The organism is Streptomyces sp. NPDC002809 (assembly GCF_040295435.1).
Taxonomy (GTDB): Bacteria; Actinomycetota; Actinomycetes; order Streptomycetales; family Streptomycetaceae; genus Streptomyces.
Genome location: NZ_JBEOVJ010000123.1, coordinates 1 through 16908 on the forward strand (window position 1 = coordinate 1; position 16908 = coordinate 16908).

Annotated in this window: 3 protein-coding genes; all 3 read left to right on the plus strand. The window is 74.0% G+C overall.

Features of this window, described 5'->3' with window-relative positions:
• Nucleotides 1-22: 22 nt before the first annotated feature.
• On the plus strand, nt 23-8212 hold the full coding sequence (locus ABT025_RS37305; RefSeq protein WP_351003122.1) for an SDR family NAD(P)-dependent oxidoreductase: 8190 nt from the start codon (nt 23-25) through the stop codon (nt 8210-8212).
• 222 nt (nt 8213-8434) lie between these two features.
• Nucleotides 8435-13291: a type I polyketide synthase gene (locus ABT025_RS37310; protein ID WP_351003123.1), complete on the plus strand. Its 4857-nt coding sequence runs from the start codon at nt 8435-8437 to the stop codon at nt 13289-13291.
• Between the two features lie 48 nt (nt 13292-13339).
• Nucleotides 13340-16908: type I polyketide synthase (locus ABT025_RS37315; protein ID WP_351003124.1), on the plus strand; the 3569-nt coding region annotated here is incomplete at its 3' end.

Consider the following 16908-nt stretch of genomic DNA (forward strand, 5'->3'; position numbering starts at 1 on the left):
GGTGCGTAAGGGGCGGCCGGAGGTGGTCTCGGCCGTCACTGCGCTGGGCCAGCTGCATGTGGCCGGAGCCTCGGTGGACTGGGCCCGGTTCTTCGAGGGCTCGGGCGCCCGCCGCGTCGATCTGCCGACGTACGCGTTCCAGCGCGAGCGGTACTGGATGGAAGCGGAACTCGGCGGGCTCGATGCGGGTTCGCTGGGGTTGGACCGGCCCGGCCACCCGCTGCTCGGTGCCGCCGTCACTCTTCCCGGAACGGACGGGCCCGTGCTGACGGGTCGGCTGTCCCTCGACGGTCAGCCATGGCTTGCGGACCACCGGATGGGCGCGTCTGTCCTGTTTCCCGGGACGGGCCTGGTGGAGCTGGCGCTCTGCGCCGGCGCGCAGGTCGGATGCGACGCGCTCGACGAGCTGACCCTCCAGGCACCCCTGGTGCTGCCGCCTCGTGGCGGCGTCCAGGTGCGGGTCCTGGTGGGGGCCGACGACGGGACCGGCGCCAGGAGCGTCACCGTGCACGCGCGGGACGAGGACGAGGAAGCGGGCGACACACCGTGGACCCTGCACGCCGACGGTGTGCTGCGCACGGACGCGTCGGCGCCCGCCTTCGACGCCGCCGTCTGGCCCCCTGAGGGCGCCGCGCCCGTGGAACTGGACGATGTCTACGGCCGGTTGGCCGTGCAGGGGTACGACTACGGACCGGTGTTCCAGGGGCTGGAAGCGGTCTGGCGGCGCGACGGCGAGATCTTCGCGGAGGTGGCCCTGCCCGAGGCGGCGGCCCAGGACGCCGAGCACTACGGCCTGCACCCCGCCCTGCTCGACGCCGCGCTGCACGCCTCGCTCCTCGACGGGCCCGACGCGACGCCCGGCGACGAGGGAACGGCGCAGCTTCCCTTCGCATGGAAGGGTGTTCGCCTCCACGCCACGGGCGCGGCCCGACTCCGGGTGAGGATCGCACCATCGGGTGCCGACAGCATCACCGTGGACGGCGCGGACACCGAAGGACGCCCCGTGTTCTCCGTGGGTGCCCTCGTCACCCGGCCGGTGGCCGTCGCGGCCACGACGGGAACGTCGCAACGCGGCTCCCTGTACGCCGTGCGATGGACGCCGCTCACACCGGCGGCAGCTCCCGACGTCGTCGCCGTGCCCTGGGACGACCGGAACAGCGGCTCCGTGCCCGAGGCCGCCGTGCTCGTCTGGGAATGCCCGCCGCCCGTCGCCGACATGGTGTCCGGGGCCCACGAACTGGCCGCCCGCGCCCTCGGTGTCGTACAGGAGTGGCTGGCGGACGAGCGGTTCGCGGCCGGCAGGCTGCTCGTGGTCACCCGGGGAGCGGTCGCTCTTCCGGGCGAGACGCTCACGCACCCGGCGGCGGCGGCCGTCGCCGGGCTGGTGCGGTCGGCGCAGACCGAGAATCCCGGGCGGATCCTGCTCACCGACACCGACACCGACACCAACACCGGCACCGGCACCGGCAGCACCGTTCCGCTGGACGTCGCCGCGGTGGTCGCCTCCGGCGAACCCGAGTCGGCGGTCCGGGAAAGCGGCGTGTGGGTGCCCCGGCTGGTACGCGTCCAGCCGGCAGGGGAGACGAAGGACCACTCCCCGTTCGGCGGCGACGACGCGACCGTGCTGGTCACCGGCGGTATGGGCACGCTCGGGGCCCTCGTGGCGCGTCACCTCGTCACCGTGCACGGCGTCCGACGCCTGGTCCTCACCGGCCGCCGCGGACTCGACGCACCCGGAGCCGCCGAACTGGGGGCCGAACTGGCGGGTCTGGGCGCCGAGGTCACCGTCGCCGCGTGCGACCTCGCCGACCGGGAGGCCGTCCGCACCCTGCTGACCTCGCACCCGCCGACAGCGGTCGTCCACTGCGCGGGAGTGCTCGAAGACGCCACCCTCGGCTCGCTCACCGCCGGCCAACTGGCCCGCGTACTGCGGCCGAAGATTGACGCGGCCTGGCACCTGCACGAACTGACGGAGCATCTGGACCTCTCCGCCTTTGTTCTCTTCTCGTCCGTCGCGGGCGTCCTCGGCAATCCGGGGCAGGCCAACTACGCCGCCGGCAACGCCTTCCTCGACGCCCTCGCCGCCCTGCGGCAGGGGCTCGGCCTGCCGGGGCAGTCGCTCGCGTGGGGGCTGTGGGCCGACGGCGACGGCATGGCGAGCGGACTGGACGGCACCGATCTGCGACGCATGAGCCGCTCCGGCGTGGAACCCCTCGCGCCGGCCCACGCACTGGCGCTGCTGGACGAGGCCGGGCAGTCGGGCGACGCTCTGCTCCTCCCGGTCCGCCTCGATCTGAGGACCCTGCGCGCGGCGGAGCCGCCGTCGCCGATCCTGTCCGGCCTGGTACACCGCAAGGCGCGTGCCACCTCCGCCGTACCCGTCCGGCAGCCCCGGTCCGGCCTGGCCGCACTGGCGCCCAAGGAACGGCTGCGCGCGCTGCTCGACCTCGTACGGGCGCAGGTGGCCTCCGTACTCGGTCACGGGTCGGCGGCCGACGTGGAGCCCGACCGGGCCTTCACCGAGATCGGGTTCGACTCCCTGACCGCGATGGAGCTGCGCAACCAGCTCGCCTCCGCGACCGGGCTGAGGCTGCCCGCCACCCTGGTCTTCGACCACCCCAACGCCCGTGCCGTCGCCGGGCATCTGGACACCCTGCTCGCGGGCGACAGCACCACCACCGCTGCCGCGGTCGCCGCGCCTTCCGCCGACGACGACCCGGTGGTCATCGTCTCCATGGCCTGCCGCTACCCCGGCGGGGTGCGCTCGCCCGAGGATCTGTGGCGGCTCGTCGACGAGGGTGTCGACGCCATCACCGAGTTCCCCGCGAACCGGGGCTGGGACCTGGAACGGCTCTACGACCCCGAGTCCACGCGGCCCGGCACCTGCTACGTGCGCCACGGTGGATTCCTGCACGACGCCGCCGACTTCGACCCCGGCTTCTTCGGGATCAGCCCGAACGACGCGCTGACCAGCGACCCGCAGCACCGGCTGATGCTGGAGGTCGCGTGGGAGGCGATGGAGCGGGCGACGATCGATCCGCTCTCGCTCAAGGGCACCGCGACCGGCGTCTTCACCGGCACGATGTACCACGACTACGCGGGCAACAGCGCCGCCGGATCGCTGGGCCCCGGCCGCGTCTCGTACACCTTCGGTCTCGAAGGGCCCTCGCTGGCCGTCGACACCGCGTGCTCGTCGTCCCTGGTCGCACTGCACCTGGCCGCCCAGGCCGTGCGGTCGGGCGAATGCGGGCTGGCCCTGGTCGGCGGTGTGACCGTCATGTCGACCCCCGAGACGTTCATCGAGTTCGCCCGGCAGCGCGGGCTGTCCCGCGACGGCCGGTGCCGCTCGTTCTCCTCGGCCGCCGACGGCGCCGCCTGGTCCGAGGGCGCGGGCGTGCTCGTGATCGAGCGGCTCTCGGACGCCCGCCGGAACGGGCATCCGGTCCTGGCCGTCCTGCGCGGCAGTGCCGTCAACCAGGACGGTGCCAGCAACGGGCTCATGGCCCCCAACGGGCCGTCCCAGCAGCGCGTCATCCGGCAGGCCCTCGCGAACGCGGGACTCGGCGCCGCCGACGTGGACGCCGTCGAGGCCCATGGCACCGGGACCACCCTGGGCGACCCCATCGAGGCGCAGGCGCTGCTCGCCACCTACGGCCAGGACCGCGTCGAGGGCAGGCCGCTGTACCTCGGCTCGATCAAGTCGAACATCGGGCACGCCCAGGCCGCCGCCGGCATCGCCGGGGTGATCAAGATGGTCGAAGCGATGCGGCACGGCGTCCTGCCGACCTCCCTCCACCTGGACGAGCCCTCGACCCAGGTCGACTGGGAGGCGGGTGACGTCACCCTGCTGACGGAGCCGCGCCCCTGGCCCGAACTGGACCGACCGCGCCGGGCAGGAATCTCGTCGTTCGGTATCAGCGGCACCAACGCCCACGTGATCATCGAGGCGCCGACGGCCGATCGCCGTGCCACAGCTGAAACCGGGGCCGGGACCGGGACAGAGGCAGAGACCGCGGCAGAGGCAGAGACCGGGACCAGGGCCGCGGCAGAGGCCACGCCCGGCGTCACGCCCGACGCCATGCCCGAGCCCACCCCCACCCCCGACGCCGCTGAGCACGACGTCCCCGTGCCGTGGCTCCTGTCCGCCCGCGACCCCGAGGGCATCGCCCGCCAGGCCGGGCGGCTGCTGGCCCACCTGGAGGCCCGGCCCGCCGCGACCGCACTCGACGTCGCGCACTCCCTGGCCACCACCCGTACCCCCCTGGAACAGCGCGCCGTGCTCCTGGTCACCGACCGCGCACAGGCGCTGCGCGACCTGGCCGTGCTCGCGGACGGCGGCTCCACCGCCACGCTCGTGGCCGCGCAGGACACCGGGCGCACCGGCGGCGGACCGACCGCATTCCTCTTCTCCGGCCAGGGCTCCCAGCGCCTCGGCATGGGCGAGCGGCTCCACCGCACCCACCCCGTTTTCGCGCGGGCCTTCGACGAGGCCGTCGCCGCGCTGGACCTCCACCTCGACCGGCCGCTCGCCGCCGTCGTCCGCGAGGACGAGGCCGCGCTGAACCGCACCGGGTACACACAGGCCGCACTGTTCGCCTTCGAGGTGGCCCAGTTCCGGCTCCTGGAGTCCTGGGGCGTCCGCCCCGACCTCCTCGCCGGTCACTCCATCGGCGAACTGGTCGCCGCCCACGTCTCCGGAGCCCTGTCGCTTCCGGACGCCGCACGCCTGGTCGCCGCGCGCGGCCTGCTGATGCAGGCGCTGCCGGAGGGCGGGGCCATGGCCGCGCTGCGGGCGAGCGAGGACGAGGTGGCACCGCTTCTCACCGCCGAGGTCGCCGTCGCCGCCGTCAACGGCCCCGAGTCCGTCGTCGTGTCGGGCACGGCGGCCGCCGTACGGGCCGTGACGGACCACTTCGCGGCACTGGGCCGCTCGGCCAAGCCACTGCGGGTGTCGCACGCCTTCCACTCGCCGCTGATGGAACCCATGCTGGCCGACTTCGCGCGTGCCGCCGCAGGGATGACGGTGACCGAGCCGTCCGTTCCTGTCGTCTCCACCCTGACCGGACGCGCGGTCACGGCCGCCGACCTCGCCGACCCCGCGCACTGGGTCGGGCACGTACGGGAAGCCGTACGGTTCGCCGACGCCGTACGCACCCTGGACGAGGCGGGTGTCACCACGTACCTGGAGATCGGTCCGGACGCGGCACTGGCCGCACTCGGCCCCGCGTGCCTGCCCGAGTCGACCGCTGCCGCGTTCCTCCCGCTCTCCCGCCGCGACCGCGACGAGGCGGCCGAGCTGGTGGGAGCCGTCGCGCTCGCCCACGTACGCCATGTTCCGGTCGACTGGGCGGAGTTCTTCGCCGGGAGCGGGGCCCGCCGCATCGACCTGCCGACATACGCGTTCCGCCGTGAGCCCTTCTGGGCGCTGCCCGAACGGGCCGGGGCCGATCTCACCGCCGCCGGACTCGGCTCGACGGAACACCCGCTGCTCGGCGCGGTCGTGGCGCTCCCCGACGGCGGCGCCCTCCTGACCGGCCGGCTGAACCGTTCCGAACTGCCGTGGCTCGACGACCACGACCTGCTGGGGACCCCCGTCCTGGCAGCCTCGGCCTTCGCCGACCTCGCCCTGAGCGCCGGTACGGAGACGGGCTGCCCGCGCCTGGACGAGCTGACCGTGACGGCACAGCTGCCGCTCACGGCAGGCCCCGGCGCCGCACTGCGCGTCACCGTCGGAGCGCCTGCGGACGACGGCCGTCGTACGGTCGACATCCACTCCAGGACTCCGGGTGCACAGCCGGGAGACGACGACGCGGCCTGGATCAGGAACGCCCGGGGCGTCCTCGCCCCGCCCGCCGCGGAGCCGGCCGGGGAAACGGCCGCCTGGCCACCGCCCGGCGCCACCCCGGTGGACCCGGACGGCCTGTACGACCGGCTGTTCGCCGTCGGCCACGGGCACGGCCCGGCCTTCCGTACCCTCGGCGCCGCCTGGCGGCGCGGGGACGAACTCCTCGCCGACGCCGTACTCGACGAGAGCACGGCCGGTGAGCAGTGCGCGCTGCACCCGGCCCTGCTCGATGCAGCCGTCCAGCTGGCCCGCTTCGGAGCCCTGCCCGCGGGCGCGGAGCCGGACGGCGAAGGCGACGCGCCACTGATCCCCGCGGCCTGGACCGGCGTACAGGTGCACCGCACCGGCGCCACCGAACTGCGGATACGGGTCCGGCCGACCGGCCGGGGCCGCGCGTCGTTCGACATCGCGGACAGCCAGGGGCGGCCCGTACTGACCGCCGAGGACGTCGCCTGGAAGCCCGTCACTCCCGCCGAGCTGACCAACGGCGTGCCCCCGGGCGCGCTGTACCGGCTGGAGTGGGCGCCCGCGCCCGTCGACATAGCCGACCTCGGATCCAGGACCGCCGTGCTCGCCGCCGCCGGACCCCTCGACGACCCGCGCACCGGCCTCCCCTTCCCGGCCTTCGACCCGCGCGGCCCCCTGGACGGGGACGCCCCCGACTTCGTCCTGCTGCCCCTGCCCGCCCCGACCGGCGACGTGCCCGCAGCCGTACGGACCTTCACCGCCGAAGTCCTGGCGCACCTGCGGGAGTTCCTCCGCCACGCGCCGGACGGCGGACCGACCAGGCTGGTCGTCGTCACCCGGCACGCCGTCGCGGCGGGGGACGAGGCGCCGGACGTCCGGCACGCGGCCGTCTGGGGCCTCGTCCGGGCCGCGCAGAGCGAGCACCCCGGACGGTTCGTCCTCGCCGACGTGGACGGGCTGGACGCCTCGGCGACCGCACTGCCGGACGCGCTCGCCACCGGCGCCGAAGAACTCGCGGTCCGGGGCGGCACCGTACTCGTCCCGAGGCTGCTCCCGGCGGAACCGGGCGCCGACGCGACGATTCCCCGGCCCGGGGGCACGGTGCTCGTCACCGGCGGACTCTCCGCGACGGGCGCCGCGCTGGTCCGCCGCCTCGTCACCGCACACGGCGCCGGCCACGTCCTCGTCGCCGGCGGCGCCGCACCCGGAGCGACGGACGCGCTCACCGACGGCACCGGCGCCGAACTGGTCGTCAGCGACTGCGACCCCGCCGACCGGGCAGCGCTCGCCGCCCTGCTTGCGGGGATCCCCGAAGGCCGGCCGCTCACCGCCGTCGTCCACACGGGACCCGCCGGGGAGAACACACCGATCGGCGAAGGCACCCCGCACCTCCTGGACGAAGCACTGCGCGACCATGCCGACGCCGCCTGGAACCTGCACGAACTCACCACCGGCCTCGACCTGTCCGCCTTCGTCCTGCTCACCTCGACCCGCGGCCTCGTCCACGGAGCCGGAGCGGCCCACCAAGCCGCCGCGCACACCTTCCTGGACGCCCTCGCCCGGCACCGGCACGCCCTCGGCCTCCCCGCCACGGCCGTCGCGCTCGCCCCGGGGCACACCACCACCGACCCCGCGGACGAGCCCGGCTCACATGCGGCCGGTACCGGGCTCCTGCCGCTGACCACCGAGCGCACCACGGCACTCCTCGACCAGGCGCTGCGCACCCGGACCGCCTCCCTGCTCGCCCTCCACCCCGACCAGAGCGCCCTGCGCTCCCTGGCCGGCCACCTGCCACCCCTGCTCGGCACACTGGTCCGCACCCCCGGCCGCCCCGGGACCCTTCCGGGCACCGGTCTCTCCGCCGCGGCAGACCTGCGCCGACGCCTCGCCGGGCGGGGCGAGGACGAACGGGGCCGCATCCTGCTGGAGCTGGTCCGCTCGCACGTGGCCACGCTGCTCGGCCACCCCACGCCCGAGGCGGTCGGCGCCGACCGGGCCTTCCAGGACCTCGGCTTCGATTCACTGGCCGCCGTCGAACTGCGCCGCAGGCTCGGCAGCGCGACCGGTCTCAGCCTCCCCGCCAGCCTCGTCTTCGACCACCCGGACTCCCGCGCGGTCGCGGACCACCTCACCGGACTGATCGGCGACGGATCCGAAGAACAGGACTCCTCCGGAGCCCTGTTGGAGATGCTCGACCAGCTCGACGCGAGTCTCACGGCCGCACGGCCCGACGCCGGGGACCGCCCGCGCATCACCTCCCGCCTGGAGGCGCTGCTGCGCCGCTGGCAGGACACCCACGGCGACGGCGTCAGCCGCGCCGGGGACGAGGACGACGCACTCGACTCGGTCACCGACGACGAGCTGTTCGACGTGCTCGACCAGGAGATCGGACTCCTCTAGTGCCCCCATCCACAGGCCCGTCGGACCGGCCGGAGCCCCGCCCGACAGGGCGGCCGCACCCGTCGGAGCCCCGCCCGGCAGGACCGTCGGACCCGTCGGAGCCCCGCCCCGACAACGCGCCCACCACCGACACGCTCCGCCCCGTCGCGCACACCACCGCCGGTCACGGCACCGGTTCCGCCGGCACGGCTGACACCCGCACCGAGATTGGTTGAGGTACAGATGGCAACCCAGGACAAGCTTCGCGACTACCTCCAGCGGGCCACGGCCGACCTGCGGCAGGTGAAGCGCCGTCTGCGGGAGGCCGAGGCCAGGGAACACGAGCCGATGGCGATCATCGGCATGAGCTGCCGCTACCCGGGCGGCGTGACCTCACCCGACCAGCTGTGGGATCTCGTGGCCGGGGGCCGGGACGGCATCACGGCCTTTCCGGTCAACCGGGGCTGGGACGTGGACGGGCTGTACGACCCCGAACCCGCCACACCCGGACACACGTACGCCCGCGAGGGTGGCTTCCTCCACGAGGCCGACCGGTTCGACGCCGACTTCTTCAGGATGAGCCCCAAGGACGCCCGCGAGACCGACCCCCAGCAGCGGCTGCTGCTGGAGACGTCATGGGAGGCGCTGGAGCACGCCGGAGTGGACCCGCTCTCCCTCAAGGGCTCCCTCACCGGCGTGTTCGCCGGCGTCGTCTACCACGACTACGCCACCGACGGCGGCACCGGCGGCCTGGCCAGCGTCGCCTCCGGACGTGTCTCCTACACCCTCGGACTCCAGGGCCCGGCCGTCACCGTCGACACCGCCTGCTCCTCCTCCCTCGTCGCCCTCGACTGGGCCGTCAAGTCGCTGCGTACGGGCGAGTGCGACCTGGCCCTCGTCGGCGGTGTCACCGTGATGGCCACACCCACCTCCTTCGTCGGCTTCAGCCAGGAACGCGGCCTCGCCCCCGACGGCCGCTGCAAGTCCTTCGCCGCGGCCGCCGACGGCACCGGCTGGGGCGAAGGCGTCGGCATGCTCGTCGTCGAACGGCTCAGCGAAGCCCGGCGCAACGGACACCGCGTGCTCGCCGTGGTCCGGGGCAGCGCCGTCAACTCCGACGGAGCCAGCAACGGCCTCACCGCACCCAACGGCCCCGCACAGCAACGGCTCATCCACCAGGCACTCGCAGCCGCCCAGCTCACCGCCGACCAGGTCGACGCGGTCGAGGCCCACGGCACCGGCACCACCCTCGGCGACCCGATCGAGGCGCAGGCCCTGCTCGCCACGTACGGTCAGGGCCGGCCCGCCGACCAGCCGCTGTGGCTCGGCTCGGTCAAGTCGAACATCGGGCACGCCCAGGCCGCCGCAGGCGTCGGCGGCATCATCAAGATGGTGCAGGCCATGCGTCACGGCATCCTGCCCCGCACCCTCCACGTGGACGGCCCGACGCCGAACGTCGACTGGACCACGGGCAACATCTCCCTGCTCACCGACGCCGTCGCCTGGCCCGACCGCGGACGCCCGCGCCGCGCCGCCGTCTCCGCCTTCGGGCTCAGCGGCACCAACGCCCACGTCATCATCGAAGAGGCACCGGCGGTCGAGGAGGGCGAACCGGAAGCCCCGCCCACCGTGACGTCATCGCTGATCCCGCTGCCGCTCTCCGCCAAGACGCCCGAAGCCCTCGTGGCGCAGGCGGGCCGTGTTCTCGCCCACGTGGAGGCACATCCGGACGAGTCGCTGGTGGATCTGGGGTATTCGCTGGCGACGACGCGTGCGGTGCTGGATCACCGTGCGGTGGTGCTGTCCGCGGATCGTGAGGCGGCGGTGCGTGCGCTGTCGGATCTGGTGGCGGGCCGGGAGAGCGCGGATGTCGTCGCGTCGGCGGGTTCATCCGCGGAGGGTCTGACGGCGTTCCTGTTCACGGGGCAGGGTGCGCAGCGGCTGGGTATGGGCCGTGAGTTGTACGGGGCGTTTCCGGTGTTCGCGGAGGCGTTCGACGCGGTGCTCACGGAGTTGGACGCCCGGTTGGGTGTGAGTCTGCGTGAGGTGGTGTGGGGTGAGGATGCCGGTCTGCTGAACGGGACGATGTTCGCTCAGGCGGGGTTGTTCGCGGTGGAGACGGCGTTGTTCCGGTTGGTGGAGTCGTGGGGGGTGCGTCCGGACTTCCTGGTCGGTCATTCCGTGGGTGAGATCACGGCCGCGCATGTGTCGGGCGTGCTGTCGCTGCCGGACGCTGCCGAACTGGTGGTGGCACGCGGCCGGTTGATGCAGGAGCTCCCGGCCGGCGGGGTGATGGTGGCGGTGGCCGCGTCGGAGGACGAGGTGGCGCCGTTGCTGGGTGAGGGGGTGGCGCTCGCGGCGGTGAACGGTCCGTCGGCCGTGGTGGTGTCGGGTGCGGAGAAGGAGACGCTCGCGGTCGCGGAGCACTTCGCCGCGCTGGGGCGCCGGACGAAGCGGCTGGCCGTGTCGCACGCCTTCCACTCACCGCTCATGGAACCCATGCTCGACGCGTTCCGGGACGTCGCCGCCCGGATGACGTATCACGCACCCCGACTGCCCGTCGTCTCCAACGTCACGGGCCGGCAGGCCGGACCCGACGAACTGACCTCGGCCGACTACTGGGTCCGCCACGTCCGCGAAGCGGTCCGCTTCCGCGACGGCGTACGCACCCTGCACGCCGAAGGGGTCCGTGTACTCATCGAGATCGGCCCGGACGCGGCGCTCACCCCCATGGCGGCCGACTGCCTGACACCCGGCGACGAAACCCTGTGCGTTCCCGTCCTGCGCCGTGCCCGCGACGAGGTGCGAACCCTGATCACCGCCGTGGCCCAGGCCCACGCGCACGGCAGCACCGTCGACTGGAACGGCCTCTTCGCGGGCCGGGGCGCCCACCGCGTCCCTCTCCCCACCTACCCCTTCCAGCGGCGCAGCCACTGGCTGGAGCGCCCCGAGGCCCAGGACACCACGGTCAGGGCCGCCGACCCGGCCGGGACCGCGTTCTGGGAGGCCGTCGACCGGCAGGACGTCGCCGCACTCGCCGACCGGCTCTCGGTCACCGAGACCGCACTCGGCGAGGTGCTGCCGGCGATGGCACGCTGGCGCCGGCTCCACCAGGAGAGGGCCGCTCTCGACAACCTCCGCTACCGCGTCGTCTGGCAGCCCGTCACCACGCCGGCCGCCCCCGCCACCGCGCTCGACGCCCCTTGGCTCGTCGCCGTCGCCGAAGGACAGGCCGACACCCCCACGGTCACCGCGATCCTGGCCGCGCTCATCGAACGCGGCGCGTCCCCGCACGTCATCGAAGCGGTCCCGGGACAGAGCCGTGCCGACCTCGCCGCCCGGCTCTCCGCACAGCCCGCCGCCGGCGTCCTGTCCCTGCTGGCCCTCGACGGCCGTCCCGAACCCGCACACCCTCATCTCACCCGTGGCCTCACCGCCACCGTCACCCTCGTGCAGGCCCTCGCCGACACCCCGGACGCCCCCAGGCTCTGGTGCGCCACGCAGTCGGCCGTCGCCACGTCCCGCTCCGCCGAGCTGACCGCCCCGGCACAGAGCCAGCTCTGGGGTCTCGGCGGCGGACTCGCCCTCGACCACCCCGACACATGGGGCGGCACCGTCGACCTCCCCGCCGAACCGGTCTCCGCCGACCTGCACCGCCTCTGCGACGTCCTCTCGGGCGCCACCGGCGAGGACGCGGTGGCCCTGCGCGCCGACGGCGTCCTCGCCCGCCGCCTGGTCCGCGCACCCCTGGGAGACCGCACCGCGGTCCGGGCCCGCCCGTCGAACGGCACCGCACTGATCACCGGTGGCACCGGCGGCCTCGGCGCCCACGTCGCCCGCATGCTCGCCGCCGACGGCGTCCCGCACCTGCTGCTCCTCAGCCGGCACGGCGACGCGGCCGCCGGCGCCCGCGAACTGGCGGCCGAACTGGGGAAGGCCGGCACCCGGGTGACCCTCGCCGCCTGCGACGTCACCGACCGTGCCGCACTGGCCCGGGTCCTCGACGCCGTACCCGATGAACTTCCCCTGACCACCGTGGTGCACGCCGCCGGCGCCATGCAGCGCATGGCGCCGCTCACCGAACTGACCGACGAGGAGTTCGCGGCCGTCGGCCACGCGAAGGTCACCGGCGCCCAGCACCTCGACGACCTGCTCGGCGACCGCCCCCTGGACGCCTTCGTGCTCTTCTCCTCGGGCGCCGCCGTCTGGGGCAGCGCAGGACAGGCCGCCTACGCCGCCGCCAACGCCCACCTCGACGCCCTCGCACACCGCCGCCGCGCCCGCGGACTCACCGCCACCTCCGTGGCGTGGAGCTCCTGGCAGGGCGGCATGGTCGACGCCGAACTCAGCGCCGTGATGGAACGCATCGGCGCACCAGCCATGGACCCCGGCCTCGCCATCGGCGCCCTGAAGCAGGCCCTGGAGCACGACGAGAGCCATCTCGTCGTCGCCGAGTTCGACTGGTCCCGCTTCGCCCCCACCTACACGCTCGCCCGCCGCCGCCCGCTGCTCGACGCACTCGACGACGTGACGGAGATCCTCTCCGCCGAGCCGGACTCCGCGGCCTCCGGCGCTGACGACCTGATGGCACGGCTCGCCGGCCTCTCCGTCGCCGAGCGCGGCCGTGCGCTGCTCGACCTCGTACGCACCCGCGTCGCGACCCTGCTCGGCTACGACGCGCCCTCCCAACTCGACCCGCAACGCGCCTTCGAGGACCTCGGCTTCGACTCCGTCGCCGCCGTGGAACTCCGCCAGGCACTGACCGCCGCCACCGGCACCCAGCTGCCCGCGACGCTGGTCTTCGACTACGCCACTCCCACCGCGCTCGCGGACCACCTGCACACCCGGCTCTTCCCCGACAGCGACGACACGGCGACGCCGATCCTCGCGGAGGTCGACCGGTTCGAGGAACTGGTCGGGGCGCTGGACACGGAGGAGATCCGCAGCAGCCGCATCACCTCACGGCTGCAGACCCTCCTCGACACCCTGACCACCCTCCAGAGCGGCGAAACGGGGGTGGCCGCCGTGCGGGACTCGCTCGACGAGGCCTCCGCCGACGACGTCCTCGCCTTCATCGACCAGGAACTCGGCCTCGCCTGACACGGGCACGCTGCCGGCATCTGACCCAAAGGACTCGGTGAGACCGATATGGCCAACGACGAGAAGATCCTCGACTACCTCAAAAAGGTGACCGCAGACCTGCACCGCACCCGGCGCCGCCTTCAGGACGCCGAGGCCGCCGCGCAGGAACCCATCGCCATCGTGGCCATGGGCTGCCGCTACCCCGGCGGAGTGACCACCCCCGAGGACCTGTGGCACCTGGTCGCCGAGGGCCGCGACGCCGTATCGGGCATGCCGGACGACCGTGGCTGGGACCTCGACCAGCTCATGGGCGAGGACGCCTCGCAGGCGGGCACCAGCTACGTCCACCAAGGCGGATTCCTGCAGGGTGCGGGCGACTTCGACGCCGGGTTCTTCGGCATCGGCCCCATGGAGGCGGAGGCCACCGACCCGCAGCAGCGCCTCACCCTCGAAGTGGCCTGGGAAACCTTCGAACGGGCCGGAATCGACCCGGAGACCCTGCGCGGCGGCCGCGTCGGCGTCTACATGGGATCCGGAATCCAGGACTACGGTGACTTCCCGGAGGGCGTACCGGAGGCCGTCGAGGCCTACATGGCCACCGCGCGGGCCGCTTCCGTCATCTCCGGCCGCATCTCCTACACCCTCGGCCTCGAAGGCCCCTCCTTCACCGTCGACACCGCCTGCTCTTCGTCGCTCGTCGCCCTCCACCTCGCCGCACAGGCCCTGCGCCAGGACGAGTGCAGCCTCGCCCTGGCCGGCGGCGTCATGGTCATGTCGACGCCCGCACCCTTCGTCGCCTTCAGCAAGCAGCGCGGCCTCGCGCCCGACGGACGGTGCAAGGCGTTCTCCGACAGTGCCGACGGCACCGGCTGGTCGGAGGGCGCGGGCATCGTCCTGCTGGAGCGCCTCTCCGACGCCCGCCGCAACGGGCACCCCGTGCTCGCCGTCGTCCGCGGATCGGCCATTAACTCCGACGGGGCCTCCAACGGCCTCACCGCCCCCAGCGGCCCGTCCCAGCAGCGCGTCATCCGCCAGGCTCTCGCCAACGCACGCGTACCCGGCGCCCACGTCGACGTCGTCGAGGCCCACGGCACCGGCACCACGCTCGGCGACCCGATCGAGGCGCAGGCCCTGCTCGCCACGTACGGCCAGGACCGCACCGCCGAACAGCCCCTGCGGCTGGGCTCGCTCAAGGCCAACATCGGCCACGCCCAGGCGGCGGCGGGCGTCGGCGGCGTCATCAAGATGGTGATGGCCCTGCGCAACGGCCTGCTGCCCCGGACCCTGCACGTCGAGCAGCCCTCCACCCACGTCGACTGGACCTCCGGCAACGTCAGTCTGCTCACCGAGGCCGAACCCTGGGCGCAGCACGGCCACCCGCGCACCGCCGGAATCTCGGCGTTCGGGCTCAGCGGCACCAACGTCCACGTGATCCTCCAGGAGGCACCGGCGCCGGAACCCGCGCCGGAACCGACAGCGGCACCCGCCGCGGCTCCCGGTGCGACCGAGCCGGCCACGGAGCTCCGGCCCGCTCCCTTCACCTCTTCGCCCGCCCCGTACCTCGTCTCCGGACGCAGCGCCGCAGGTCTCCGGGCCCAGGCGGGGCGGCTGGCCTCCTTCGTACGGGACGGAGCCGGCGCCACCGCGCGCCCCCAGGACATCGGCCGCGCCCTGGTCGCCACTCGCACCGCGTTCGAGCACCGCGCCGTCGTCCTCGACAGCGGGACCCCCGCGGGCGCGGACAGCACCGAGCCCACCCCCCTGCTCACCGGCCTGGACGCCCTCGCGGAGGGCGGCAAGGCATCACACGTGGTCCGCGGCACCGCCACCGGGCCCGCCCAGGTCGCCTTCGTCTTCCCCGGCCAGGGATCCCAGTGGGCCGGCATGGCCGTCGAACTCCTCGAATCCTCACCGGTGTTCGCCGACCGGATGCGCGAGTGCGCCGACGCCCTGGACCCGTTCACCGACTGGGACCTCCTCGACGTCGTCCACCAGCGCCCGGGAGCCCCCACCTTCGACGAGGTCGACGTCGTCCAGCCCGTCCTGTGGGCCGTCATGGTCTCCCTCGCGGCCCTCTGGCGCGCGTGTGGTGTGGAGCCCGCCGCCGTCGTCGGTCACTCCCAGGGCGAGATCGCGGCCGCCTGCGTCGCCGGAGCTCTCTCACTGGAGGACGGCGCCCGCGTCGTCGCGCTGCGCAGCAGGATCATCCGCCAGGACCTCGCCGGACGCGGCGGCATGATGTCGGTCGCGCTGCCCTCGGCCGAGGCCGAGTCCGTGATGCGCGGCTGGGGCGACCGGCTCCAGATCGCCGTGGTCAACAGCCCCGCCTCCACCGTCGTGTGCGGCGAGACGGAAGCCCTCGACGAGCTGTACACCCACCTGGAGGCACAGGGCGTGCAGGCCCGCCGGATCCCGGTGGACTACGCCTCGCACTCGGTGTTCGTCGAGGAGATACGCGAGCGCCTCCTGGCCGAGATCGCCGACGTGACCCCCCGCCCGTCCACCACGACCTTCTACTCCACGGTGACCGGTGGTCCGATCGACACCACCGCACTCGACGCCGGCTACTGGTACGAGAACCTGCGCCGCACCGTGCGCTTCGAGGACACCACCCGGGCCATGCTCGACGACGGGTTCACCCTCTTCGTCGAGGCCAGCCCCCACCCGGGCCTCTTCATCGCCATAGGCGAGACGGTCGCCGCGACATCGTCCGACGCCACCGCCGTCGGATCGCTGCGCCGTCACAGCGGCGACCCGGCCCGGTTCGCCCACTCGCTGGCCGAGGCCTACGTACACGGCGCCCCGGTCGACTGGAGCCTCTTCCACGACGACGCCGAGCCGGCCGCCCGCGTGGAGCTGCCGACGTACGCCTTCCAGCGCGAGCGCTACTGGGTCACCGCTCCCACCGGCGCCGGCGACGTACTGACCGCCGGACTCGAACCGGCCGGCCACCCGTTGCTCGGCGCACGGATATCGGCCACGGACACGGACGCGCTCAGCCTCACGGGCCGGCTCTCCCTCGGCACGCACCCGTGGCTCGGCGACCACCGCGTGGGCGACTCCGCGTTCTTCCCCGGCACCGGCCACGTGGAACTCGCCATGTACGCCGGCGACCAGGTCGGCTGCCCCGTCATCGACGAACTGACCCTGGAAGCACCACTGATCGTCCCCGAACGGGGCGGTGTGGCGGTACGCGTCACCGTCGGCACGGCAGGCGACGACAACCGCCGCCAGGTGACCGTGCACGCCCGCACCGAGGACGGCGACCAGCCGTGGACGCGCCACGCGACCGGCGTCCTCGCGCCGGAGGCCCCGGCGAAGGGGACGAACGGGGCCGACGACGCCGCCTGGGCGTCGGGCCAGTGGCCTCCGGCCGGTGCGGAGCCGGTCGACCTGGACGGTTTCTACGACGGCATGGCCGAGGAGGGTCTGCGGTACGGGCCCGCCTTCCGCGGACTGAGCGAGGCCTGGCGCGCCGACGGCGACGTCTACGCCGAGGTCGCCCTGCCCACCGGGACGCCCGCGACCGACTTCCAGCTCCATCCGGCGTTGTTCGATGCTGCGTTGCATGGGGTGGCGTTGTCGGGTGCGGTGGGTGTGGGGGCTGCGTTGCCGTTTGCGTGGTCGGGTGTGTC